The organism is Planomonospora sp. ID91781 (genome assembly GCF_015711595.1).
Taxonomy (GTDB): domain Bacteria; phylum Actinomycetota; class Actinomycetes; order Streptosporangiales; family Streptosporangiaceae; genus Planomonospora; species Planomonospora parontospora.
Window position 1 is genome coordinate 2088376 of sequence record NZ_JABTEY010000001.1, and the last position, 24565, is coordinate 2112940.

A 24565-nucleotide genomic window follows, 5' to 3' on the forward strand; every position below is an offset into this window, starting at 1 on the left:
CCGCATATCACTGGAGTACAGTCCACTGGTCTGTACTCCAGTGATATGCGGAGGCATCCATGGTCGAGAAGCCGGACCACGTCTTCGGCCGCGCGTGGGAGTGGGAGTCCCTGGCGTCCTTCGCCGCGGGCACGCAGGCCGAGGTGGCGTTCGGCGTGGTCAGCGGCCGACGCCGGCAGGGCAAGACGTTCCTGCTCAAGGCGCTCGCCGAGGAGACGGGCGGCTTCTACTTCGAGGCGGCCGAGGGGACGAGCATCGAGCTGCTCCGGCTCTTCGGCATGGCCATGGCCAGATACTCGGGATCGCCGGTGGGTTACCCCTTCGCGGACTGGCGGGACGCGCTGGCGTTCTTCTTCTCCCTTCCGAAGGACCGGCCGCTCCCGCTGATCATCGACGAGTTCCCCTACCTGATGAAGGCCGAGCCCGCGCTGCCGTCCATCCTCAAGCAGGAGATCGACCTGCGCGGGCGGACCCATCGGGGGAGCAGCCTCGCCCGGGTGCTGATCTGCGGTTCCGCGCTCTCCGTGATGGGGAATATCCTGTCGGGTCAGGCTCCGCTGCGGGGACGCGCCCGGCTGGAACTGCTCGTCCAGCCGCTGGGCTTCCGCGAGGCCGCGGAGTTCTGGGGGATCTCCGACCCCCGGCTGGCCGCGCTGGTGCACGCGATCGTGGGCGGGACGCCCGCCTACCGGGACGAGTTCACGGCCGGTGACCTCCCCGCCTCGCTGGAGGACTTCGACGGCTGGGTGGTCCGCACGGTCCTCAACCGCCGCACCTCCCTCTTCCGGGAGGGACGTTACCTGCTGGCCGAGGAGGCGGACATCCGGGACCCGGCGCTCTACCACTCGGTCCTGGCCGCGGTCGCCGAGGGGAACGGCACGTGGGGCGGGATCGCGGGTCACATCGGCTACAAGTCATCCGACATCGCCCACCCGATCAACGTGCTGGAGGACTGCGGGCTCCTGGCGAAGGAGAAGGACGCGTTCAAGTCCGCCTCGCAGTACAGGATCACCGAACCGCTGATCTCCTTCTACCAGGCCGTCATGCGCCCCGAATGGACCGACCTGGGGCTGGGCCACGCGCAGGAGGTGTGGGAGCGGTCCCGGCAGCGCTTCCTCTCCAAGGTCATGGGGCCGCACTTCGAGAACCTCTGCCGGGAGTTCGCGACCCGTCACGCGCGCGAGGTCTTCGAGGGCGGGGTGGGCGAGGTCGCGGCGGGCACCGTCGTGGACCCGTCCACCAGGAAGCAGATCCAGGTGGACGTCGCCGTCCTCGGCCCCGCCTACCCGAACGAGGCCCGCGCGGTGCGTTCCCTGGGGGAGGCGAAGTGGGACAAGGTCATGGGGGTCAGGCACCTGCAGCGCCTGCGGCGGGCCCGGGACCTGCTCGCCGCCAAGGGCTACGACACCTCCCGCACCGTCCTGGCGTGCTACAGCGGTGCGGGCTTCGATGCCGACCTCACCTCGGCCGCTCGAGGGGACGACCGCGTGCTCCTCGTGGACCTGCCCGTGCTGTACGGCTGAGGCCGGGCCGAGCGGCAGCCGCGACAAGGCGGGATGTGCACGTTCAGCGATATGTTATCAGATAATTACAATACGTATATCCTTATAAGACGTTTAAAAGTGGTGAATCGGGCCGGCCGGTAAGGCGTCCGTCTGTTAGCGTGCTGCCGCACCTGATGGCCGCTTCCGGCCGGCGTCCCCGGCCGGAGGCGGAGTGGATCCGTCCGCGTCCGGCCACCGGCCCTCCGGCATGCCCGCCGTGCGGGGTGCGGGGCGGGCGCCGAGCCGTACAGGAGAACCTCTTCGTGCCCTTCCCCCGAGCGACGACGCGTCCGACGCACCGCTTCCGCCGGAGCGCCGCGCTCCTGGCGGCGACCGCGGCCCTCCTCGGCGCCGTGCTCCCCACCGGTACGGCGGGCGCCGCCGCGGCCTCCGCGCCCGTCCTCCCGCCGGCGAACGCCAAGGCCGACTACCAGCTCGGCGGCGGGTACACCCCTCCCGCCGGGACGCGGATCGTCTCGCGCGACCGGACCGAGGCTCCGGCCGCGGGTCTCTACAACATCTGCTACGTGAACGGCTTCCAGACCCAGCCGGACGAGACCGCCTGGTGGAAGCGGACCCATGACGACCTCCTGCTCAAGGACGCGGGCGGCGCCCACGTCGAGGACGAGGAGTGGGGCGAGCTGCTGCTCGACGTCCGGACCCCGGCCAAGCGCGCCGCCCTCGCCGGGATCGTCGGCGGCTGGATCGCCGGCTGCGCGGACAAGGGCTACGACGCCGTCGAGATCGACAACCTGGACACCTTCTCCCGCTCGGGCGGGCTGGTGAAGCAGGAGCACGCGCTGGCGTTCGCCGGGCTGCTCATCAAGGCCGCCCACGCCGAGGGCCTGGCGATCGCGCAGAAGAACTCGGCCGAGATCGCCGGGGCGGGCCGGAAGGCGGGCTTCGACTTCGCGGTGGCCGAGGAGTGCGGCCGTTACGACGAGTGCGGCACCTACGTCGGCGAGTACGGCTCCAACGTGATCGTCGTCGAGTACCGGCGGGCGGACTTCACGAAGACCTGCAAGCGGTTCGGCTCGCGCCTGTCGGTGATGCTGCGCGACGTGCCGCTGCGCAAGGCCGGCCAGCGCAACTACGTCTACGACGCCTGCTGATCCGGCGCCCCGCCGGCTCCGAAGAAGGGGAGGCACGGTCCGAGGCCGTGGATCCCGAATCCCGGCGGGGTGGTCCAGTCGTCGCGGGACAGGCGGAACCGCCGCGACTCGGCGGCCTCGCCCCGGCGGTTCAGGATCTCGAAGCCGTCGTCGCGGTAGCCGAGCTTGCGGGAGACCGCGGCCGAGGCGTGGTTGTCGGCGAACGCGCCGGAGCGCGCGTGGCGGGCGCCCAGCCCGTCGAAGGCCAGGTGGAGTACGGCGGTGCGCATCTCGGTGCCGATCCCCTGCCCGTGGAAGCGCCGCCCCAGCCAGGAGCCGGTGGAGACCTGGCGGGTGACCGCGAAGTCGGTGCCCGCGATCTCCTGGGTCCCGAGGACCTGTCCCTCGCGGACGACGACGAAGGAGCAGCTCCACTTCTCCGGCGACCAGGCCGACCACTGGCCGAACTGCCACTGGATCGTGCCCCGGGCGCGCGCGGCGGGCTCCGCGTCGGTCCAGGGGACGGCGAACGGCATCCCCTGCGGGTCGTGCACGCCCTGAGCGGCCAGATCGGCGAGCGCGTCGAGGTCGTCGAGGGACGGGAGCCGCAGTTCGAGGCGGGGGGTGGTCACCCGGAGCCGGAAGACGGGAAAGCGCCGCATGCCTGCCGATCCTGCCCGCGCAGTCAAGGAGAATCCACCGGATTTCTCGGACCCCGTGGCGCGACGGGCGGACAGGGGGAAACGGGTGATCCTCGATAGCGGAAAAAAACACATGATCGAAGTAACTAAACTACAGTTGAGTCAAGTGTGGTTTAGTAGAATCGGCGCATGCCGATCATGAAGCCCGAGCGCATCTTCGACCGGGACGCCGACTGGAGGGCGCTCGTCTCGTTCGTCGAGCACGCCGTTCCGGAGCCTGCGCTGGGCGTGGTCAGCGGTCGGCGGCGACAGGGGAAGACATACCTGCTGACGGCGCTCGCCGAGGAGACGGGCGGTTTTTACTTCGGGGCGGACGAGTCCACCGGGGCCGAGGCGCTCCGCCTGTTCGGGGCCGCCCTGGCACGCTTCACCGGTGCTCCTGCGTCGATCATGTTCGCTGGTTGGGACGACGCTCTCGATCATTTCTTCTCGCTGGCGAGAGAGCGGCCCATCCCGCTGATCATCGATGAGTTCCCGCTGCTGATGAAGGCGAGCCCGGAGCTGCCTTCGATCCTCCAGCGGCACCTCGACAGACGATGGCACGTCGACCGGGAGCCGTGTTTCGCGCGGGTCCTGCTCTGCGGCTCCGCGATGTCGGTGATGGGGCGCCTCCTCGCCGGCCAGGCGCCGCTCCGGGGGCGCGCGGGCCTCGAACTGGTCGTCAAGCCGCTGCGCTACCGCTCCGCCGCCGCGTTCTGGGGGGCGGACGATCCAGGACTCGCGGCGCTCCTGCACGCGGTGGTGGGCGGCACACCCGCCTACGGCCGCCAGTTCGTGCGCAACGACACCCCGGGCGGGCCGGCCGACTTCGACGACTGGGTCTGCCGTACGGTCCTCAACCCGCAGACGCCGCTTTTCCGGGAGGCGCGCTATCTCCTCGCGGAAGAGGTGGAAGCGCGTGACCCCGGGCTCTACCACTCCGTCCTCGGTGCGATCGCGGCCGGTAACGCCACCAACGGCGGGATCGCCGCTTACGTCGGCCGGAAATCTGCGGAGATCGCCCATCCGCTCCACGTGCTGGAGGACTGCCAACTGATCGTCAAGGATCGCGATCTCATCCAGCGGAAGAAGCCCGTCTACCGCATCGCCGAGCCCCTCATCACCTTCTACCAGGCGGTGATGCGGCCCCGCTGGGCGGCGCTCGAACTGGGGGAGGCCGAACGTGTGTGGCGAGGGTCGAAGCCGCGTTTTCTCTCCCAGGTCGTCGGCCCGGATTTCGAGCAGATCTGCCGCGACTGGGCGATCCTGGCGGACGACTTCTTCGACGAGCCGCCGGGCGAGGTCGGATCGGCCCTCCTGGTCGACCATTCGAGGAGGGAGAACAACAAGATCCAGCTTGACGTCGTGGTGATGACGCCCGCGCTTCTCGAGGAGCGGCAACGAGTGCTCTCGCTGGGCGAGGTCAAGTGGGACAAGGTTATGGGGCTTGGGCATCTGGAGAGGCTCCGCCGGGCCAGGGATCTGCTCATCGCTCAGGGGCACCGGGCCGAGGACGCCGTGCTCGCCTGCTACAGCGGCGCGGGTTTTGATAAGGACCTCCGCGCAGAAGCGCACAGGGATCGGCAGGTCCTTCTCGTGGACCTGCCGATCCTGTACGGCTGACGCGCTCGAACCCTCCGTCCACCGGTGATCCGGTGTGAGGCGGTGGACGGTGCCCGGGTCAGCCGGTGGCGGACTGGCGGGCGGCCATGACCTCGTTCACGTGGCTCTCGGCCCAGTCGGCGACGGCCTGGATGGGGGCGTGCAGCGACTGGCCGAGCGGGGTGAGCTCGTATTCCACGCGCGGCGGGACCTCGGCGAAGACGTGCCGGGTCAGCAGGCCGTCGCGGGCCATCGCGCGCAGGGTCTGGGTGAGGACCTTGGGCGTGACGCCGCCGATCGCGTCGCGCAGCTCGGTGAACCGCCGCGGGCCGTCGCGCAGGCTCAGCACGACCAGCACGGACCACTTGTCGCCGATGCGGTCGAGGATCAGGCGGGTCGGGCAGTCGGGGTCGAAGGCGTCGCCGTTCATCATGGTTTCCAGAGGGTACCAAGGGCACGTTGAAGTAACCAGTATCTGATGGATACCGTCGAGCCCACGATGACTCCACGGGAGGTTGTGTCATGAGGATTCTGCTGATCGGCGCCACCGGCATGATCGGGAGCCGGATCGCGGCCGAGGCCCGGGACCGCGGGCACGAGGTCACCGGTGTGACCCGGAGCGGCACGGCGGGGACCCGGAGCGCGGACGCGGGCGATCCCTCGGCCGTCGCCGAGCTCGCCGCCGGCCACGACGCCGTGGTCCTGGCGATCGCCCCGCCGCGCGACGGCTCGGAGCCGTCGGCCCCGCTGCTCGCCGCCGGGCGCGCGGTGCTGGAAGGGCTGCGCAAGGCCGGGGTGCGCCGCCTGGTGGTCGTCGGGGGCGCGGGCAGCCTGGAGGCGGCGCCGGGCGTCCGGCTCGTCGACACCCCCGAGTTCCCCGCCGTCTACAAGGGCGAGGCGCTGGCCCAGGCCGAGCTGCTGGAACTGGTCCGCGCCCAGGCCGGTGACCTGGACTGGACCTACGTCTCGCCCGCGATCGAGATCGAGCCGGGCGAGCGCACCGGCTCCTACCGCCGGGGCGGCGACCAGGTGCTCGCCGACGCCGACGGCCGGAGCTTCATCAGCGCCGAGGACTACGCCGTGGCCCTGGTGGACGAGCTGGAGACCGGTCAGGCCGTCGGCCGCCGCATCACCGTCGCCTACTGAGCCGCCCCTGCTGGGCCGCCCCACCCCCTCCGGTGACGCCGGAAACCCGGGGCGGGGGTCCGCGGGACGCGCCGGCCCGCTCGGGACATTCCTCCCGGGCGGGCCGGACAACCACTCAGGTGGACCGGGACAGCGGGCGGGTTGACTCCGCCACATGCTGAAAAATCCTGACTCGTTCCGCCGGATGGTCGCCGGAACCGCCCTGCTCGGCTGGCCGGTACTGCTCTTCCTGGCCTTCCTGACCTCGCCCCCGGGCGCCGAGCACGATCCCGGGATCTTCCGGGAGAGCCCGGGGGCCGTACAGGTCAGCGCACTGCTCTACCTCTGGGCGGCGCTCGCCTTCATCCCCGTCGTCCTGGGCCTGGCCCACCTGCTCAAGCACCGCGCACCCCGGACCGGCGGCATCGGCGCGGCGCTCGGGCTGATCGGCGCCGGGCACGCGCTGACCCTGTTCACCACCGACTTCTACGACCTGGCGCTCGCCCAGACCCTGCCCGCCGTGCAGGCCGAGCAGGTGACCGCGCGCGCGGGCGAACTGCCCGGATTCCTGTACGGCATGCTGCTGCCCGCCTTCCTCACCCACGTCGGGCTGTTCACGCTCCTCATCGGACTGGCCGCGACGAGGTACGCGCCCTGGTGGGTGCCGGTCGCGGCGCTCGCCGGCACGGTCGTGCCGTTCGCGACCATGGACCGGCCGCCCGCCGTGCAGTCCGTCGGCGCGCTGTTCCAACTGGCGGCCTACGGCTGGATCGGACTCCGCGTGCTGCGCGCGCCCCAGGCGGAGTGGGACCGGCCGGAGCTCACAGCCCGGCCTCCCGTGCCCGCATGATCGCCTGGGCCCGGTCGGCCACCTGGAGCTTGGCGAAGACCGCCGAGACGTGATTGCGCACGGTCTTCTGGCTCAGTCCGAGCCGGGCCGCGATCTGCGGGTTGGTGAGGTGCTCGGCCACCAGGGCGAGGATCTCCCGCTCCCGGCGGGTCAGCTCGGGCAGCGCCGGCTCGCTCCGCTCGCGCTCGGCGAAGTAGGCCGTCATCCGGGCGGCGATGGCGGGGCTGAAGATCGCCTCGCCCTCGGCCGCCGCCTGCACCGACCGGACCAGCTCCGCCTTGCGGGCGCCCTTGAGGACGTAGCCGCGGGCTCCGGCCCGCATGGCGGCGAACACCGAATCGTCGTCGTCCGACATGCTGAGCACGACCACCCGGACGTGCGGGTGGTCGCGGGTCAGCCGCTCGGTCGCGGCGACCCCTCCCATGCCGGGCATCGTCAGGTCCATGAGGACCACGTCCGGCTGCGCCCGCCCGACCAGGGCCAGCGCCTGCTCGCCGCTCGCGGCCTCGTCGGCGACCTCGATCCCCTCGGCGGCCGAGAGCAGGGCCCGCAGCCCGGCCCGGAACCCGGCGTGGTCGTCGACCAGCAGGATCCGGATCACCGCCGCCTCCCTTCCTCCCGCGCGGGCAGCACGACCCTGACCCGGGTCCCGCCTTCCGCGCGCTCCTCCACCGTGCACGATCCTCCCAGCTCCGCGGCCCGCTCCCGCATCGAGACGAGCCCGACGCCCTCCCGCCGGGCGCCCTCCCGCCCGGTACCCTCCGGCCCGGCATCCTTCGGTTCTACGCCCTCCCGCCTGGAGTCCTCACGCCCGCCTTCCCGGCACGCCTTCGACGGGGCGCCCGGCGGGGCGTCCGGCCCCGGTACGGCGGGCCGCAGGCCGCCGTCGTCGAGGACCTCCAGCACGAGGCTGTCCCCGGCCACCGCGATCCGCAGTTCCGCACCGGCGGCGCCCGCGTGCCGGCCGACGTTGGCCAGCGCCTCGGCCGCGATGCGGTAGGCCGCGACCTCGGTGGCGGCGGGCAGCGGCGGGAGCTCGTCCGGAGCCTCGACGGTCACCCGCAGGCCGGGCGGCTGCCGGGCGGCGTGGGCGCGCAACGCGCCGAGCAGGCCGAGGGAGTCGAGCGCGGGCGGGCGCAGCCCGTCCACGAGCGTGCGCACGTCGGCCGTCGCCGCCTCGGCGTCGCGGACGAGGCCGGCCAGCAGGTCCCGGGCGCGCTCGTCGGTGACCAGGTCGTGCGCGGCCTCCGCCCGCATGGTGAGCGCGGCCAGCGTGGGGCCGAGCCCGTCGTGCAGGTCGCGCCGGAGGCGGCGGCGCTCCTCCTCTCGGGCCATCACCAGCCGCTCCCGCGAGCGGCGCAGGTCGGCGGAGAGCCGTACGGCGTGCGCGGCCACTGCCACCTGCCGGGCCAGGTCGGACAGGACCCGCAGGTCACGCGGGCCGAAGCCGCTCTCGCCCGGCCGCGGGGACAGGACGAGATCACCGACCCGCGCGCCGTCATAGGTCAGCGGCAGCCGTACCGCGCCGCCCGGAACACCCTCCCCTGCGGACGCCCAGGCGTGGCGCTCGCCGTCGGCCGTCTCCACCGCCGCGTACGGCAGGCGCAGGGCCTCGGCCACCGAGCGCGCGACCCCGGGCAGCACCGCGTCCGGCGCCCCGCTGGCCTCCAGGCGGCGGCCCAGGCGGGTGAGCGCCGCGTAGGGGTCGTCCCGCTCGCCGTACATCAGCAGGTTGACCCAGCTCTGCAGGCGCTGCCGGAGCGGGGCGAAGGCGAGGGCCACCAGGCCGGCGGCCAGCACGGAGGCCGGCAGGCCGGCCGAGGGGAGGACCGCGCCGAGGTAGCCGACCACCAGGACGTAGCCGCCGGTCACGCAGCCCGACAGCAGCGCGTAGACCAGGGTCCTGTTGACGACCAGGTCGATGTCGAACAGCCGGTGGCGCAGGATCGCGATGCAGATCGCGACGGGGATGAGCGCCGTGGCCAGCGCGCCGACCAGTTCCCAGGGCGAGTGGACCGGCGGGTAGATGTGCCGGGGGTCGTCGTCGGCCAGCCCCGCGGCCAGCCGCGCGTGGGCGGCCAGCAGGCTGAGCGCGACCGCGTAGGCCAGCCACTTGACCTGCGCGCGCTGCCGGCCGGTGCTGCGCCGCGCCCGCACCAGCAGGTCGATCCCCCCGGCGGCGAAGACCACCGCCAGCAGGACCACCAGCGCCGTCTCCATGACCTGGGCGGGCCCGGCCATCACCGCGACCCCGAGCGGGTTCGGCACTCCGGGACCGGGGCCGACCTGCTCGTTCGTCCCGGGGCGCAAGGCGTTCACCGCCGCGCCCGCCGCCGCCACGGCGACCACCGCCCGCACGAACGGCCGCCATCGGGGCGAGGGCGGCGCGTCGCCGGGGAAGAAGAGGGGGACCAGGGTGAGGGAGAAGTTGGCCGGGATCCACAGCCAGGTCTGCGGCCAGGCCATGGCCTCGGCGAGGGGGAGGGGACCATGGCCGGGAGAGGCGGCCGGGCGGGTGAGCGCGCCGTAGACGGCGTACTCGCCGCAGGATTCCAGGAGGGAGAAGCAGAGCGCGCTGAGCGCCAGCAGCCGGCCCACCGGATGCCCCGGCCGGTGCGCCCCGATCAGCCCGCCCGCCAGCGCGCACGCCACGTTGAGCAGCAGGTGGCTCTGGGTGATCGGCTCGTAGCCGTTGAGCCCGGCCAGGACCGCGGCGCACGCGATCAGGACCAGCGTCAGGGCGCAGGCCGCCCAGGCGATGCGCGCCGCTGTGATCACTGCTCCTCCGGGTCCGGTCGGGCACACCGTACCCGCGCCCGCGCCCGGAAGGGACGGGACGGTGTCCCGGGACACGGCCCGCATCCGCTTCCGCTCAGGTTCCGGTTCCCGGAGCCGGGAGCGGACCCGGACCCGGAGCCGGGAGCGAAGCGGGGCACGGGAGAAGCGCCGGGCCCGGAAGCAGGGCGGGTCCCGGTCGCGAAGCGGGGCCAGGGAGCAGAGCCGGGGCCGGGTGCGGACCGGGGAGCGGCTCAGATGCCCTGCGGGAGCCGGAAGAGGCGGCCGGGGTCGTAGACGGCCTTGATCCGGGCGAGCCGGGCGGAGTTGGCCCCGTAGTAGGCGGTGCGCCAGCCGGCCAGTTCGGGGTCGACGTAGTTGACGTAGGCGTGGTCGCCGAAGTGCGGGCGCATCGCGGCCCGCGCGGCGCGGGTCCAGCCGGCCGCCCCGGAGCGGTGGGCGTAGTACTGCACGCTGTACAGCGCGGCCCGGTGCGGGAAGGCCGTGGCGTCCGGGCGGACGCGGCCGACCGCGCCGCCCAGCGCGTCCAGGAGCACGGTGTGGTCGCCGGTCTTCGCCACCTCGGCGACCAGTTTCCTGACCCCGCCCTCGGACAGCGGGCGGTAGGCCAGGTGGGACCTGGCCGAGAAGCGGTCCCGGGAGAGCCGGCCGTCGCGGGTCTGACCGGGCAGGGAACCGCCCCGGTGGCACTGGGAGACCGACAGGTCCGAGCAGCCTCCCATGATCATCATGGCCTGCCGGTAGGGGACCTCCCTGACGGAGGCGGAGGAGGCCGGGCCGATCCGGTCGGCCGCCGGGTCGAGCAGCCGCTCGCACTCCGCCCGGCTCCCGAGGTGGAGGCCGACGAGCCGAACGTCCGTGCCGCCGCCGTCGCGGCTCAGGTGCAGGGTGGACCACATCGCGTCCGGGGCGGACGGCGCCCACGCCTGCCAGGCCCGTACCGCCCGGGCCGCCCTCGCCCACGGCCAGCGCAGGGTGAAGACCGTGACTTCGCGGACGGGATGGGTCCGGAAGCCGAAGGAGACCGCCACCCCGAGGTTGCCGCCGCCCCCGCCGCGCGAGGCCCACAGCAGGTCGGGGTCGTGGTCCGCGTCGCAGTCCAGCAGCCGCCCGTCGGCCGTGACGATCCGCACCGACTCCATCACGTCGCAGGTCAGGCCGTACTTCCTGGACACTACGCCGATCCCGCCGCCCAGCGCCAGCCCGCTCACCCCGACGGTGGGGCAGGTGCCCGCCGGGATGCTCACCCCGCGGGCCGCGAGCCGGTCGTAGACGTCGACGAGCCTGGCGCCCGCCCCCACGGTCGCCCGCCCGGAGGCGTACGCGACCGTGTTCATCGGCGAGACGTCGACGACCAGCCCGGGCCCGGTGGACCAGCCCGCGTAGGAGTGCCCGCCGGACCGCACGGCCAGCGGCACCCTCATCCGGCGGGCGAAGTTCACGCACTCGGCCACGTCGGAGGGGTTCGCGCAGTAGGCGACGCCCGCCGGCCGCACTCCGTCGTAGGCCGGGTTGAACAGGCGGCGGGCGGCGTCGTAGGCGCCGTCGCCGGGCCGGACGAGCCTGCCGTCCAGCCCGCGGCCCAGCGCCTTCCAGTCCGACGGGCCGGGACCGGAGCGGGCGGGCGACCCGGCGCCCGCGGTGAGGGCGGCCAGGCCGCCGATCCGGAGGAATGTCCGCCGGTCCGGAGTGCGTTCCATGGTCTTCTCCCCGAGGGTCCCGTGTCGTCCGCCTGGTGAGACGCGCGCCGGGCCCGCCCGGTTCGTCACGAAGACGTCACTTCCCGGTGGCCGCGCGGAGCCGTACGGGGTGAGGCCGCCGGGGCCGTACGGCGGCGCCGGAGCCCGGGAGGGCCGTGCGGGGCCGTGCGGGTCCGATGCGGAGCCTCAGCCGATGTACTCGCGGGGCCGGGCCGGCCGCGCGGAGACCCCGGAGAGCATCGAGCGCGCCCGCACGGCGGCGACCAGGCCGCGGGTGACCCGGCGGGCCGCGAAGTGCGTGCCGTGCACGAACCTCATGACCGGGCCGAACGTGCCGGCCGCGGCCAGCCCCACGGCGAACAGGCCGCTGACCGAGGTCTCGAAGTCCCTCGTCAGCAGGGGAGAGGTCCCGGTGCGCCGGATGGCGTAGCGGAGGTTGCCGTCGAGGACGTCCATCCGCTCCACGTCCACCAGGTAACCGGTGGCGGCGATCACGTGTTCGGTGCGGACGGTCCTGATGCTCCCGTTCTCGTCGCGGAGCGTCAGGCTCACGTCGTCGCCGTGGACCGCGCCCGCGAGCGTCTGCCCCAGCACCACCGGGACGTGCCCGTCGAACCGCTTGCGCAGCCACCACGCCCCGGCCGGGCCCAGGGTCGTGCGGACGATGCGGTGACGGGTGGCGACGGGCAGGTGGCGCACGCTGCCGGGCAGCTCGGACCAGATCCACGAACGCCAGCCGGTGCCCAGGCCGGAGACCGGGGACAGCAGCCGCCGCAGCGCCGAGGCGCGGGTCTCCGGCACGTTGTTCCAGAGCAGGGTGTTCACCCGGGCCACCACCCGGGGCCGGGCTCCGGCCTCCAGCAGCAGGGTCGCCGTCTCCAGGGCGGACTGCCCGGCGCCGACCACCGTGACGTCGCGGCCCGCGAACGCCGACAGGTCGTGGTGCTCGGAGCTGTGCGTGCAGATCTCGGAGGGCAGTCCGGAGAGCACGGCGGGGCGGTGGGCGAAGGGCAGGAAGCCCAGCGCCAGGACCACCGTCCGGGTCATCACCGTCTCCCCGGTCGACAGCTCGACGGCGAAGAGCCTTCCCTGGGGGCGGATCTCGGTCACGGAGGAGGGATCGAGGGCCTCCCCGACGGTCCGGGCCCGGAACCACTTGCCGTAGTCGACGAACGTCTCCACGGGCACGGGCTCGCCGTAGGCGCACGACAGGCCCCGGGGGCGGCAGTAGGCGTCCAGGCCGTAGCTCCTGTGCGGGTCGGCGAGGTTCGACGCGGCCGGCTCCGACTTGAGCAGCATCCCCCGGGGCATGTGCCGCTCCCAGGACTCCATGGGGCGGCCGTAGACGCGCACGTCCAGCCCGGCCGCGACGGCATGGGCGCCGACGGAGAGCCCGTAGGGGCCCGCACCGACGACGGCGACGTCGATTACCGGCGTGCGCATGCTTTCTCCTTGCTCATTTAAAATCCCCCGTAAAGGAATCGACCCGCGGCTGATCCCTTGTTCTCCGAATGCTTCGAAAATTCTAACGCGGTGCCGCGGGAAGGCTCCGGCGGCGGCGGGCGAGGCGGTTAAAGCCTCGTTTCATTGTCTGTCTCGCCATGGTCAGGAAAGGAAGGGGGTCGTCGCCGTCGAACCAGGCGAACTCGTCGGCCTCGCGCAGCGACCGGAGCCAGCCGGCATAGGTCAGCCGGTGCGCGCGCCGGTCCTGGAAGGCGGGGAACGGATCGTAGTTCTCGACCAGGTATGTGCGGCCGTGTGCGGGGCGGCCCGGGGACGCCGGGGCACCGGTGAGGTCGAGGTGGAGCACGCGGACGAGGTCGAGGCCCCGCTCGTCGGTGAACAGCCGGAACTGCGCGCCCAGGCGGGGGTTGAAGTCCAGCAGGTGGTAGGCGTCCGCGGCGGCGTCGTACCGGAAGTCCAGGTCCAGGACGCCCCGGTAGCCCAGCCCGGAGGCGAGCGAGCGCGCCGCGGCCTCGACGCGGGGGTTGGGCAGCCACCGGCCGAGTGTGGTCAGGCCGGCGCGGGGCGGGTAGGCCCGCTCCTTCCGGCCGGCGCCGCCGAACAGGCAGGAGGAGCCGTCGCCGAAGTAGCCGTGGAAGAACCAGTCGGAGCCCGCGGTGCCGGGCACGAACCGCTGGAAGAGCAGGTCGCCGCCGGGTCCGCCGGTCCGCGCCGCCAGTCGTGCGGCCTCCTGCGCGGTGCGGACCTGCGTCGTGCTGCGCAGTCCGGAGCCGGGGGGCAGCAGCCAGGGCCTGGCCCACTTGGCCATCAGCGGCAGGCCCAGCCTGCGGACGGCGGCCGCGGCGTCGACCGCGGTCGCGATCACGTGCGTCTCCGGGTGGGAGACGCCCAGCCCGGCGCAGAGCGCGGCCAGGGAGGACTTGTCCGCCAGGCGGCGGGGCAGCCCGGGGACCTGCCCGGGCAGCAGGAAGAGGGGGGTGAGGGCAGCGGCGTGCTCGGCGGCGAAGACGGCGCCCGCGTCGTCCATCGGGAGGAGGACCGCGCGGCGCCCGATGACCGAGGCGATCGCCTCCAGCGCGGAGGTCAGCGCCTCCGGGGTCCTCGGACCGTCCGGCCAGACGTGCGTCCGGGCGAGGTGGCGCGAGCGGGAGGCCGGGGCGTGCCGCCCTTCGAGGACGGCGTGCACCTCCACCCCGGCGCGGCCCAGGGAGCGGACGGCCGCCAGCGTGCCGTGGTGGAGCACGTTGTCGTCCAGCCGGAGGACCAGGGCCGGGACGGCCGGGTCCAGCCGGACCGCGTGCGGCCGGCCGGCGTGCGGCAGACCGCTCTCCACCGGCTCGATCGTGCTCATGAATACGCCCGCCACATGAATTGATTAATCTGGACCCGTCGTCGTCCGCCGCTCACTATATAAGCTTCCCGCGGATAACGGTGAACCGCGGGAGGCGTTTCCTCGATATGTGCGATTAATATCGGACCCCCTCCGATAACCGGCTCCGAACATGGCTTTCACTGAAAAATCCGGACGTTGTGCGCATTCATTCGGCGGCCGTGCGGATCCCCGCCGGCCGGCGGGGGCCGGGTCCGGCGGACGGCGGCCACCGGGAGGCGGTGCCGGGGGCGACGGAGACGACGGGGCGGCCGGGGGACGAGGACGGGGACGGCGTGATGGCGGGGGCGGCCGGGGCGATGAGGACGGGGCGCGGAAGCCGGGTGAAGGCGCTCGGCTGGGGGATGCTCGCCGTGCTCGCGGTCTCCGGACCGCCGGGGGAGCCGCCCCCGACCGGTGGAGACGCCGGCGCAGGCGGCGGCGGGCGGGCCGTACGGCCTGCGGCGGCGGTCCCGTTCGGAGTGTTCCTCGCCTCCGACGCGCGCGGCACCGAGCGGCTGCCCCGGTTCGAGGCCTGGCTCGGCGGCCCCCGGGCGACCGTCGGCCGGACGTACCTGCCGGGGGAGAACTGGACCGCCCTGCGGGGACCGGACTTCATCCTGGACCCCTGGACCCGCTGGCGCGCCGCCGCGCCGGGGCGCGTGCTGGCGGTCAACGTCCCCATGGTCGCGCCCAACGAGGGGCGGCTGCCCGACGCCGAGGTCGCCGGGCTGCTGCGCGCGGGCGCGAAGGGGGCCTTCGACCCCGTCTTCCGGCGGCTGGCGGACCGGCTGGTCGCGGCGGGGGCCGCCGACACGATCGTCGTGCTGGGCTGGGAGATGAACGGGACGACCTACTCCAGCCGCTGCGCGCCCGACCCCGCGGCCTGGAAGGCCTACTGGCGGCGGATCGTCGCGGTGATGCGGGCGGTGAGGGGCCAGGGCTTCCGGTTCGACTTCGCGCCCAGCCGGGGCCGGGACGCCATCCCGTGGACGGAGTGCTACCCCGGCGACGACGTGGTCGACATCATCGGCATGGACAGCTACGACCAGGCCCCCGGCGGGACCTTCGACGACTACCTCGACCAGCCGTACGGCATGCGCCACCACGCGCGGTTCGCGGCGGCGCGCGGCAAGCCGATCTCGTTCCCGGAGTGGGGGCTGTTCCGCCGGGGCGACCGCCCCGAGTACGTGCGGGGGATGCTGGAGTGGATCCGCACCCACGACGTGGCCTACCACTCGATCTCCGACTACTGCCCGCACGGGGTCTGGCAGTGCCGGGACAACCCCCGCTCGGCTCAGGCGTTCCGCGAGTCGATGGGCCGGGCCGGGCGGCCGGGCGGCGGGACCGGGTCCCCGGCGGCTCCCGTGCGGCCCTGACGCCCGTCCCCGTCACCGGCGGCTCCCGCGCCGCCCCGGAGCCTCCCGCCGCCGTCTCCGCCGTCTCCGCCGTCTCCGCCGTCCATGTCGTTCCCGTCGCCCTCGTCCCACCGGGAGGCCGGGACGCTCCCGGCCGGCGCCCCGGCCGCGTCCGCCCGCACGTCCCGGATGACGCGCCAGGTCAGCGCCGCCAGCCGGTCCAGCACGGGCCGGATGCCGAAGTCCGCGGCCCGGGCGACCGCGGCCTCCCCCTCCTGGTGGGCGAGCACCGGGTGGCGGAGCCGGAGGGCGACCGCCTCGGCCAGGGCCCCGGCGTCCTCCGGCGGGACGAGGGCGCCGACCCGCGGGGTGACCACCTCGGACAGGCCGGGGACGTCGGCGGCGACCAGCGGGCGGCCGCTCGCGAGCGCCTCCAGCGCGGTCAGCGGCAGCCCCTCCCAGCGGGAGGGGAGGACGACCACGTCGGCCGCCGCGTACCAGGGACGGACGTCGGCGACGGCGTCGGCGAACACCACGCCGGGCCCGGCCGCCGCACCCAGGGCGGGCCGGAGGTCGCCGTCGCCGACGACCGCCAGCCGGGCGTCCGGGCAGACCCGGGTGACCCGCTCCCACGCGCCGACCAGCAGGTCCTGGCCCTTCTGCCGGGTGACCCGGCCGACGCAGACCGCCAGCGGCGCGTGCTCGGGCAGGCCGAGCAGCCGCCGGGCCGCCGCCCTGCCGCCGGGACCGGCCGGACGGAACCGGTCGAGGTCGACCCCGTTGCGGACCACGGTGAAGTTCCCGCGCAGACCCTGTTCCCGGGCGAGCGCGGCCTCGCCCTCGCCCACGCACACCAGCAGGCCCGCCCAGCGGGCGGCGGCCCGCTCCCAGGCCAGGGCCGCCCGCGCCGCGGCGCCCCGGGCGGCCAGCCACGACCAGCCGTGCGGCTGGAACAGCGTGGGGATCCGGCCGCGGAGCACGGCGCGGCCCGCCAGCCCGGCCTTGGCGGAGTGCAGGTGGACGGCGTGCGGGGCGAACCCGTCGATCAGCCGGCGGAGCCGCCGCGCCTCGCCGGGGACGCCGGCCCCCGGCGACCTGGACGCCTCCCAGCGCAGCCACTGGACGCCGAGCGCGGCCAGCTCGTCCGGCAGGCGCCCGGAGCCCGGGCAGGCGACGGCCACGTTCCAGCCCCGCCGTACCTGGTCGGCGGCGAGGGCGGCGACGTAGCCCGCCACGCCGCCGTCCACGGGCCGGCTGACGTGGAGCACGGAGGGGGCCAGCGCCGCGGGCCAGCCCCGTCGGGAGGCGGTCATGCCCGGACCTCCCCCAGGGCCGCCTCGCGCTCGGCCGGTCGCACCCGCACCGTCACCTTCCGCGTGGCGGGCCGGGCCGGGGCCGTACGGGGCCGGCCGCAGGAGGCCGAGGACCGGACCGGGACCGTGAGGCAGACGAGGGCGCCGACCAGGACGCCGCCGGTCGCGCCGAGCGCGGCGCCGACCGCGGGCGGCGGAGACGAGGGGGAGGCGGGCGGGAGGGCCTTGGTGAAGCGGACGAGGCGGACCCGGGTGTTGACCGCCTGGTAGTTCGCATACGTGATCAGGGCGGTCGCCACGGCGTTGGCCCGGTCCGCGGCCTGCCGCGGGCCGGGCGCGGAGGCGCTCAGCCCGACCAGGGGGGCGTCCGGCGAGGCGGACGCCTGCACCGCGCGCCGCAGCCGCTCGACGGAGGACTCCGGCACGGAGGCCGCCGGGACACCGGTGTCCGGGGAGGTTCCCCGCGGGAGGAGACCGGGGTCCGGACCGGGGGGCGGGGAGGCGTCGTCCAGGGCGAGGGCGAGGATCTCCGGCTGGGTGGCGACGCGGGCGTAGGTCTGCGCGAAGTCCACCGCCCGGGCGGTGTCGCTCCGGTCGGCGGGGACCGCGACCACGTACGCGTCGGCGGTGTAGACCGGCTCCCTGACCAGGGAGAAGGCCAGCCCGGCCAGCGTTCCCACGAGCACGGCCGCCCCCAGCGGCCACCAGCGTCGCAGCAGGCCGGTCCGGGCCGGCGCCGTGTCTCTCAACGGTACTCCTTGCGGGCGTCGTACATCGTGGCGGAAAGCGCCCCGGCCGGCACGGCGGAGGGGACGTCCTCCAGGACGCGCTCGTACAGCGCCTCGGCTCGCGCGGCGTGCCGCCGGGCGTCGTAGTGGGAGACGTCTTCGAGGAGGCGCTCGTACAGCGCCTCGGTCCGCGCGGCGTGCCGCCGGATGTCGTAGTGGGAGACGGCGCGCGGCGGCGGCAGCCGTACCGGTCCCGCGGCGGCCAGCGTGCGCAGCCTGGCGCGGAGGCGGCGGGGGTCGGGGGGCACGCGCCGCGCCCCGGGGGCGGCGTCCGGCGGCAGCTCCTCCAGGGCGGGGCAGACGGAGTAGAGGACGGGCAGCCCCGCCGCCAGGCCCTCGACGGCGGCCAGCCCGAACGTCTCCTCCACCGACGGGGCGGCGAGCACGTCCATGGCCGACAGCAGCGCGGGCACCTCCGTCGACTCGCCGGTGAACACCACCCGCTCCGCGATCCCCAGCGCGCGGGCGCGCTCGGTGAGCGCCCCGCGGGCGGACCCCTCGCCGACCAGCAGCAGGACGCTCCCGTCCAGGCCCGCCAGGGCCTCCAGCAGGACGTCGAAGCGCTTGCCGGGCTCCAGCCGCCCCACGCCGCCCACGACGTGCGCGTCCGGCGGGATGCCCAGGCGGGCCCGCGCCTCGTGCCTGAGGTAGGGGTCGTAGTGGAAGGCCTGGCTGTCGATCCCGTTGGGGATCACCTCGATCCGGGAGCGCGGCACCCCCCACCGGGCGAGCCGGTCGGCCACGGTCCCGGAGACGGCGACGGTCACGTCGCCGAGCGCCTCGCTGATCCGGTACAGCGCGCGCACCCCCCGGGTCGCGCGGCGCCCCTCGACCCGGTCCTCGCCCAGGGAGTGCTCGGTCGAGACGATCGCGGGCACGTCCGCCAGACGCGCCGCCAGCCGGCCGTACACGCAGGCCCGGTACAGGTGCGTGTGCACCACGTCGTAGCGCCCGGCCCGCATCAGCCGGGCCAGCCGCCGTACGGCGCGCAGGTCGCGGTTGCCCCGCATGCCCAGGCAGTGCACGGGCACGCCGGTGTCGGCGACGGCCTCGGCGACGACCCCGGGGTTGGTCAGCGCGACGACCTCGCACTCGGCGTCCAGGTGCGGCAGCAGGGTCCGCAGCTGCTGCTCGGCCCCTCCGGCGGCCAGGCCGGTGATGACGTGCAGGACCCTCGTCCGCTGCCCTCCCCTCATCGGTTCCACCCCCAGCGCAGGCCGTGGCGGAGGTGCTTGGCGCGCAGCCGCAGCGGCCCGTCGCGGTCGCCGGCGTAGGTCCGCGCGAGCGCGTGCCGCCCGCTGAACTCGGAGGGCCGGACGGCGCAGGCGTAGGAGTAGCCGGCCGAGCGGACCGCGTCCACCTCCCGGGCGCCCGCGTGGCCGTAGGGGTAGGCGAACCCGGTGATCTCGCGGTCGAGCACGTCCTCCAGGACCGCCCGGCTCTCCTTGAGCTCCATCTCGAGCTCGGCGTCGGAGGCGCCGGTCAGGGACACGTGGTGGACGGAGTGCGAGGCGACCTCCATGCCCGCGCCGGCCACCCGGCGCAGGTCCGCCGCGGTCATCAGCGCCTTGCGCGGGCAGTCCCGGTCCCACGCGTTGTGCCCGCCGAGCAGCCCGGCGACCGCGAACACGGTCGCGGTGAAGCCGTGCCGCAGCAGGACGGGGACCGCCTCGGACGCGAAGTCGGCGTACCCGTCGTCGAAGGTCAGCCCGACCATCCGGCCGGCCTGGCCGGACGCCTCGGCGACCAGCAGCTCCCGCACCGAGACCCCGCGCAGGCCGCGCCGCCGGAGCCAGTCCATCTGGCCGGCGAACCGCTGCGGGGAGACGGTGACGAGCAGCGGGTCGCTGTCGTACCCGTCCACCGAGTGGTACATCAGGATGTACGGCATGGCCGCTCTGCCGGTCACGTCCGCCTCGTTCCTGGCATGGAGCCGATCATTCGCGTGATCTCCTTGGATCCGGTGAGTGCTGCTACGACGGTGAACACGAGCGCGACCGCGGCCGCGCCGAGGGCCAGGGCGGCGAGGGCCGGCAGGCCGCCGAGGAGGGGCCGCAGGAGCAGCCCGGCGGCGCCCGCCGCCGCGGCGGCGAGGACGGGCCGGCCGAGGGCCGCCGCGACGGCCCGCGCCGGCAGGGCCGGCTCCGAGTTGCGCAGGCCCAGCAGGAGCGCCGCCGCGGTGAGCGTGATGCCCGCCGCGTTGGCCGCGGCGATCCCCGCGGTCCCTCTGGCGGGCGCGGCGGTGACGGCCAGGACGGCCAGGACGGCGGTGGCGGCCAGGCCCGCGGCCATGGCGGCCACGGGATACCAGGGCGGGCGTCCGAAGCAGAAGAACACCCGGGAGGCGGCCCCGACGACCGTCTGGCCGAGCAGCCCCAGCGAGTAGACGCGCATGATCTGCGCGGTCGCCTCCGTGTCAGCCCCGGTGAACTCGCCCTGCTCCAGCAGGAGCGCGACGATCTCCGGGGAGAACGCGACGAGGAAGGCGGAGGCGGCCAGCACGATCGTGCCCGACAGCCCGAGGTCGCCGGTGATCCGGCGGCGGGCCGCGGGCAGGTCCCCGGCGGTGATGGAGCGCACGAGCGCGGGGAACGAGACCGTGACGACGATGAGCGAGAGCACCATCGGCACCTGGGCGATCTTCTGCGCGTAGTTCAGGTGCGAGATGGAGCCCGCCGGGAGCGAGGAGGCGAGGAACCTCTCCACGTAGACCTGGCCCTGGCGCAGCAGGGCGAAGGCGGCGATCGGCGCGAACGCGCCCAGGGAGACCAGCGCCGCGGCGGACGGCCCGCGGGGCGGCCCGACGTGCCGCAGGAAGGCGGGCGCCTGCACGGCCACCATGAGCAGGCCGCCGAGCGCCACCCCGAGTGCCGCGGCGGTCACCCCCAGCCGGTCGTGGAAGGCGGCGAGGCACGCGATGATTCCCACGTTGTAGGCGACGTGGATCGCCGCCGGCGGGCCGAACACCTGGTGCGCGCGCAGGGCCGCGCTCAGGTACCCCGCCAGCCCGAACAGCAGCACCGTGACCGAGACGATCCGCGTGCACCGCACGGCCAGGTGCGGGTCGGCGAAGCCGGGGGCCAGCACCTCGACGAGCAGCGGCGCCCCGAGGAAGGTGGCGGCGGTCACCGCGACGAGTGCGGCGAGGACGTGCGGCAGCGTGGCGGAGACCACCCGGCGGATGTCCTCGCGCCGCTCCACGGCCCGGCTGAAGAGCGGGACCAGCAGGAACGCCATCGCGCCCTCGATGAGCAGCGGCGCCGCCGTCTCCGGCACGGTCCACGCCAGCAGGAAGGCGTCCGTGCGGTGGGTCGCGCCGAAGAGGCGGGCGAGGAGGAGGTCGCGGGTGAACCCGAGGAGGGAGCCGAGCGCGACGAGCGCCGCCGTGACGGAGGCGGCGCGCAGGAGCGGGGAGCCGCCGGGCCGTCGGCCGGGCGCGCGGCGCGCGGGGAGGAGCCGGGAGAACCGGCCGGGTGCGTGGCGCGCCGCGGAGAGCCGGACGGTACCCGTGGTCTCCGCCGCGCGGTTCGTCTCCGGAGTCTCCGACCCCCGGGTCGTCTCCGGAGTCCCCGCCGCGCGGTTCGTCTCCGGAGTCCCGGCCGCCCGGTTCGTCTCCGCCTTCTCCGCCGTCCGGGGCGGCCGGTTCGGCTGGGCCGTCCGGGTCATCGGCACCGCCCGGGGCCCACCGGGAGGGCCTCCGCGGGCGCGCCCGCGCAGGCCCAGCGCAGGGCGACGCCCAGCATCACCGACATGACCAGTGTCGGCGCGCCGCCGATGTCGGAGTAGGCGAAGTCGACGAGCTGCCAGGTCAGGAAGCCCGCCGCGACCAGCCCCAGGGCGCGGTCCGGGGGGAACGGCCCGGAGCGCGGGTACGGCGGGCGGGCCGCGCCGGGGGCACGGAGGACACCGGGGGCACGGAGGACACCTTGACTGCGGGGGATGCCGGGGATGCCGGGGATGCGGCGGACACGGGGGGTATGGCGGACACCGGGGACGCGGCGGACGCGGCGGACGCGCCGGACCGACCAGAGCGCCAGGGAGCCCAGCATCAGGCAGAAGGCCGCGATCCCGGCCAGGCCCTGCTCGCTCAGCACGAGGAGGTACATGTTGTGCGGGGACAGCAGCGGCTGCCGCCGGAAACCGCTCACCGGGTCGGCGGTGTCGCTGCCCGACGACAGGCCGAGGGGCGCGTGGGCGTCGCGGAAGGCGGGGAACCCCCGCGGTCCCGCCCCGGTGAGGGGATGGTCCCGCCAGATCCCCGCGGCGGTCCGCCACAGGTCGTAGCGGTCGCTCACCGAACGGTCCGGCTGCGTGACCGATGAGCCGATCGAGGTGAGCCGCCGCCCGACCGTCTCCGATCCGGCCGGTCCCGCCGGGCCCCCCGGTCCCACCGCCGAGCCGGCGACGAGCAGGGCGGCGGCCGCGGCGAGCAGCCCGGCGCCCGCCGCGGTGCGGCGGCCGGACAGCGCCGCCATGACCGCCGCCGCGCACGCCGTCGCCAGCCACGCGCCCCGGCTCAGTGACAGGACCAGCGGCGGCAGCAGCAGCGCGGCGCCCAGGAGGGCCGTCGCCCGGGGCCGTCCGCGCAGGGCCAGGCCGACCCCGAGCAGGACGACCAGCCCGTGGCTGACGACCGTCGCCATGCCCATCACGTCCTGGGCGCCGAAGGTGCCGACCGCCCGGACGTTCTCGCCCGCGTAGGAGGCGCCGGTGCCGGTGAGGGCCTGCAGGCAGCCGACCGCTCCCTGGACCAGGGCGGCGCAGACGACCGCCCCGCCGGTCAGCCGGAGGTCCGCCCGGTCCCGCAGGGCGACGGCGACGGCCAGCGGGACCAGCACGAACACCTGAAGGTAGCGGGCCAGGCCGGGAAGGCTCGCCAGGACGTCGTGCGACGCGACGGTGGCCGCGCAGACGGCGACCACCGGCGGGACGAGCACCAGGAAGCGCACCGGCAGCCGCCGCCCTCCGGCCAGGAGGCGCGCCGCGGCCGCCGCGACCAGCACGACCGACGCGAGGTCGGCCGGCGTCACGTGGAAGGCGGAGGCGAGGTCGTCGCGCCGGTCGGGCACGCACACGCACAGCACGACCGCCGCGGTGAGGACGCCGGGCCCGCGCCGCGCCGCGATCCCGGCGGCACGCCGTACCGCGCCCACCGGGCCGCCCGGCACCGGACCCGCGGCGGTGTGCGGACCGGGGGCGCCGTGCGGACCGGGGGCGGTGCGCGGACCGGGGGCGCCGTGCGGGTCCGCCTCCCTAACCTCCACTGGGCCGGAGCACGGATGCGACGGTGCGGATGATGATCTTGATGTCGGACCGGAGGGTCCAGCCGTCGATGTAGTGGTTGTCAAAGCGGGCACGGTCCTCGATGGAGGTGTCCCCCCGCAGGCCGTGGACCTGCGCCCACCCGGTGATCCCGGCGGGGACGCGGTGGCGGCTCTCGTAGTGCGGCAGGGAGCGGGAGAACTGGTCGACGAAGAAGGGGCGCTCGGGCCGGGGGCCGACGATGCTCATGTCGCCCCGCAGCACGTTCCAGAGCTGGGGCAGCTCGTCCAGCGAGGTCCTGCGCAGCAGCCGGCCGACCCGGCCGACGCGCTCGTCGCCGGCGACGCTCCAGCGCGTCTCGGACTCGCGGGGGTCGCGGGGGTGGAGCGTGCGCAGCTTGAGCATCTCGAAGCGGCGGCCGCCCAGCCCGACCCGGCTCTGCCGGAACAGCACGCCGGGCCCGCCCTCGCAGCGCACCGCCAGGGCGCACAGGGCGAGCAGCGGAGCGGTGACCACCAGGCCGGTGAGGGCGACGGCGACATCGAGGAGCCGCTTCAGGGGCCAGGACGGCCGCGTCTGGGGGACGGGGCGCATCCGCAGCAGGGGGAAGCCGCGGACGTGGCCGTGCGGAGGCAGGAAGTCGGTGAGCAGGCCTCCCGGTTCCGGCGCGAGGAAGACCTCGCAGCCGAAGTCCCTGGCGATGCGGGCCAGCACGGGGGTGTCCGCCCCGGGGACGGGCTCCGAGGCGACGATCACCGCGCGGACGCGGTGCTCCCGCAGTGCCGCGGCGAACCGCTCGGGCCGGTCGGACGCCTGCTCCGGCGCCTGTCCGGACGCCCGGTCCGGTGCCCGCCCCGGCGGCCGGCCCGGCGCCTGCCCGGCCGTGCGTCCCGCTCCCGGCCCGTCGTCGACGAATCCGATGGGCGCCAGCCCGTGCTCAGGGTGGTCGAGCAGGACCGAGGCGAGCCGCCGGGCGTGCCGCCCGGTGCCGAGCACGATCGTGGGCCGCGCGCCGCGGCGCGACCGCCGGCCCCGCCGGGTGGGGAGCCGGTACCGCATGGCGTCCGGGGCGCCGGTGCCGCTCTCCGGGCCGGTGGGAGGCCGTACGGCCGGTCCGGCCGGGGAGGCCGTCCCGCCCCCGCCGGTCCCGGCCGCGCCGCCGGACAGCCGCTCACCCCTGGTGGTCGCGGACATCGGTGCCTCCGTATTCGAATTCTCTTTCCGCGACCGGCCTGAATTCAGTCAAGCTTCCCCCAACTCGGCGGTTCCATTTTGACACCGCGAATATCGCGCCGATCTCGCGGAAGGCCGGCCGGTGATTTCCGGAATGCCTCGACCGTAATGGACGCAGGCCTTCTCCGAATGCGAGAACCTCGGCCCCTGCGAGCTTCTCGATGCTACTGACGGAAGCGGCGCCGATCTCGCACCTGACCACGCGTTTGCCGGTCGTCTGCGGCAAGTTTCCAATGGGCTGGCTTTTGCGCCGACATATCGGATGACGGGGACCGTATATCGGGCGGGCCGGGGAGCAGAGAACGCGCGGGGACGGCCCGCGCCCTCATTCCGCCCGCCCCGCCGGGGGCCGGCGGCGGGGCGGCGGGGCGGCGGCGGCCGGGTGACGGT

General features: G+C 74.9%; 20 protein-coding genes. 6 read left to right on the forward strand and 14 right to left on the reverse strand.

Annotation, left to right across the window (positions count from 1 at the left end):
• The first annotated feature begins 59 nt into the window (after positions 1 to 59).
• Positions 60 to 1523, forward strand: coding sequence for an ATP-binding protein (locus HS048_RS09645; protein WP_196466732.1), 1464 nt, complete (start codon positions 60 to 62; stop codon positions 1521 to 1523).
• Positions 1524 to 1807: 284 nt separating this feature from the next.
• Positions 1808 to 2656 carry an endo alpha-1,4 polygalactosaminidase gene (locus HS048_RS09650; RefSeq protein WP_307832406.1) on the forward strand — a complete coding sequence of 283 codons (849 nt, stop codon included), beginning with the start codon at positions 1808 to 1810 and terminating at the stop codon, positions 2654 to 2656.
• On the opposite strand, the gene HS048_RS09655 is transcribed toward HS048_RS09650, so the two are convergent.
• Complete coding sequence (locus HS048_RS09655) at positions 2641 to 3297, reverse strand: GNAT family N-acetyltransferase (protein WP_068894600.1); 657 nt, start codon at positions 3295 to 3297, stop codon at positions 2641 to 2643. The genes HS048_RS09650 and HS048_RS09655 overlap by 16 nt on opposite strands.
• Positions 3298 to 3465: 168 nt before the next feature.
• On the opposite strand from HS048_RS09655, the gene HS048_RS09660 reads away from it, so the two are divergent.
• The gene (locus HS048_RS09660; RefSeq protein WP_230880791.1) at positions 3466 to 4938 is read left to right on the forward strand and encodes an ATP-binding protein; all 1473 of its coding nucleotides are present in this window, start codon (positions 3466 to 3468) and stop codon (positions 4936 to 4938) included.
• 58 nt (positions 4939 to 4996) lie between these two features.
• Here HS048_RS09660 and HS048_RS09665 read toward each other — a convergent pair whose 3' ends face one another.
• Positions 4997 to 5350 carry a helix-turn-helix domain-containing protein gene (locus HS048_RS09665; protein WP_196466733.1) on the reverse strand — a complete coding sequence of 118 codons (354 nt, stop codon included), beginning with the start codon at positions 5348 to 5350 and terminating at the stop codon, positions 4997 to 4999.
• A gap of 89 nt (positions 5351 to 5439) precedes the next feature.
• Here HS048_RS09665 and HS048_RS09670 point away from each other — a divergent pair, with 89 nt between their 5' ends.
• Complete coding sequence (locus HS048_RS09670; protein WP_196466734.1) at positions 5440 to 6063, forward strand: NAD(P)-dependent oxidoreductase; 624 nt, start codon at positions 5440 to 5442, stop codon at positions 6061 to 6063.
• A 154-nt stretch (positions 6064 to 6217) separates the two neighbouring features.
• Entirely contained in the window at positions 6218 to 6892 is a 675-nt protein-coding gene (locus HS048_RS09675) for a hypothetical protein (protein WP_196466735.1), read from the forward strand.
• Here HS048_RS09675 and HS048_RS09680 read toward each other — a convergent pair.
• The 5 genes from HS048_RS09680 to HS048_RS09700 form a co-directional block, all read right to left on the reverse strand.
• A complete protein-coding gene (locus HS048_RS09680) occupies positions 6864 to 7493 on the reverse strand; it encodes a response regulator transcription factor (RefSeq protein WP_196466736.1) in 630 nt (209 codons plus the stop codon). The two genes, HS048_RS09675 and HS048_RS09680, sit on opposite strands and share 29 nt — an antisense overlap.
• Entirely contained in the window at positions 7490 to 9670 is a 2181-nt protein-coding gene (locus tag HS048_RS38745) for a histidine kinase (protein WP_196466737.1), read from the reverse strand. The genes HS048_RS09680 and HS048_RS38745 overlap by 4 nt, the downstream gene beginning before the upstream one ends.
• A gap of 251 nt (positions 9671 to 9921) precedes the next feature.
• Complete coding sequence (locus HS048_RS09690) at positions 9922 to 11388, reverse strand: FAD-binding oxidoreductase (protein WP_196466738.1); 1467 nt, start codon at positions 11386 to 11388, stop codon at positions 9922 to 9924.
• Positions 11389 to 11574: 186 nt separating this feature from the next.
• Positions 11575 to 12831, reverse strand: a complete 1257-nt coding sequence (locus HS048_RS09695; protein ID WP_191894239.1) for an NAD(P)-binding domain-containing protein — start codon at positions 12829 to 12831, stop codon at positions 11575 to 11577.
• Between the two features lie 82 nt (positions 12832 to 12913).
• Complete coding sequence (locus tag HS048_RS09700; protein WP_196466739.1) at positions 12914 to 14203, reverse strand: ATP-grasp domain-containing protein; 1290 nt, start codon at positions 14201 to 14203, stop codon at positions 12914 to 12916.
• Between the two features lie 200 nt (positions 14204 to 14403).
• On the opposite strand from HS048_RS09700, the gene HS048_RS38750 reads away from it, so the two are divergent.
• Complete coding sequence (locus HS048_RS38750) at positions 14404 to 15600, forward strand: glycoside hydrolase family 26 protein (protein WP_196466740.1); 1197 nt, start codon at positions 14404 to 14406, stop codon at positions 15598 to 15600.
• Here HS048_RS38750 and HS048_RS09710 read toward each other — a convergent pair.
• From HS048_RS09710 to HS048_RS09740, 7 genes are read right to left on the reverse strand one after another with little or no spacing between them, the layout of a single operon-like run.
• The gene (locus tag HS048_RS09710; protein WP_196466741.1) at positions 15519 to 16892 is read right to left on the reverse strand and encodes a glycosyltransferase; all 1374 of its coding nucleotides are present in this window, start codon (positions 16890 to 16892) and stop codon (positions 15519 to 15521) included. The two genes, HS048_RS38750 and HS048_RS09710, sit on opposite strands and share 82 nt — an antisense overlap.
• Positions 16889 to 17641 carry a Wzz/FepE/Etk N-terminal domain-containing protein gene (locus HS048_RS09715; protein WP_196466742.1) on the reverse strand — a complete coding sequence of 251 codons (753 nt, stop codon included), beginning with the start codon at positions 17639 to 17641 and terminating at the stop codon, positions 16889 to 16891. The genes HS048_RS09710 and HS048_RS09715 overlap by 4 nt, the downstream gene beginning before the upstream one ends.
• Positions 17638 to 18876 (reverse strand): glycosyltransferase, encoded by a 1239-nt coding sequence (locus HS048_RS09720; RefSeq protein WP_196466743.1) that lies wholly within the window; start codon positions 18874 to 18876, stop codon positions 17638 to 17640. The genes HS048_RS09715 and HS048_RS09720 overlap by 4 nt, the downstream gene beginning before the upstream one ends.
• Positions 18873 to 19589 carry a polysaccharide deacetylase family protein gene (locus HS048_RS09725; RefSeq protein ID WP_231647170.1) on the reverse strand — a complete coding sequence of 239 codons (717 nt, stop codon included), beginning with the start codon at positions 19587 to 19589 and terminating at the stop codon, positions 18873 to 18875. Before HS048_RS09725 ends, HS048_RS09720 begins: the two co-directional genes overlap by 4 nt.
• A complete protein-coding gene (locus HS048_RS09730) occupies positions 19586 to 21346 on the reverse strand; it encodes a lipid II flippase MurJ (protein ID WP_196466744.1) in 1761 nt (586 codons plus the stop codon). Before HS048_RS09730 ends, HS048_RS09725 begins: the two co-directional genes overlap by 4 nt.
• Positions 21343 to 22944, reverse strand: a complete 1602-nt coding sequence (locus HS048_RS38755) for an O-antigen ligase (protein ID WP_196466745.1) — start codon at positions 22942 to 22944, stop codon at positions 21343 to 21345. Before HS048_RS38755 ends, HS048_RS09730 begins: the two co-directional genes overlap by 4 nt.
• Positions 22934 to 24136 carry a sugar transferase gene (locus tag HS048_RS09740; RefSeq protein WP_196466746.1) on the reverse strand — a complete coding sequence of 401 codons (1203 nt, stop codon included), beginning with the start codon at positions 24134 to 24136 and terminating at the stop codon, positions 22934 to 22936. The genes HS048_RS38755 and HS048_RS09740 overlap by 11 nt, the downstream gene beginning before the upstream one ends.
• Between the last annotated feature and the right edge of the window lie 429 nt (positions 24137 to 24565).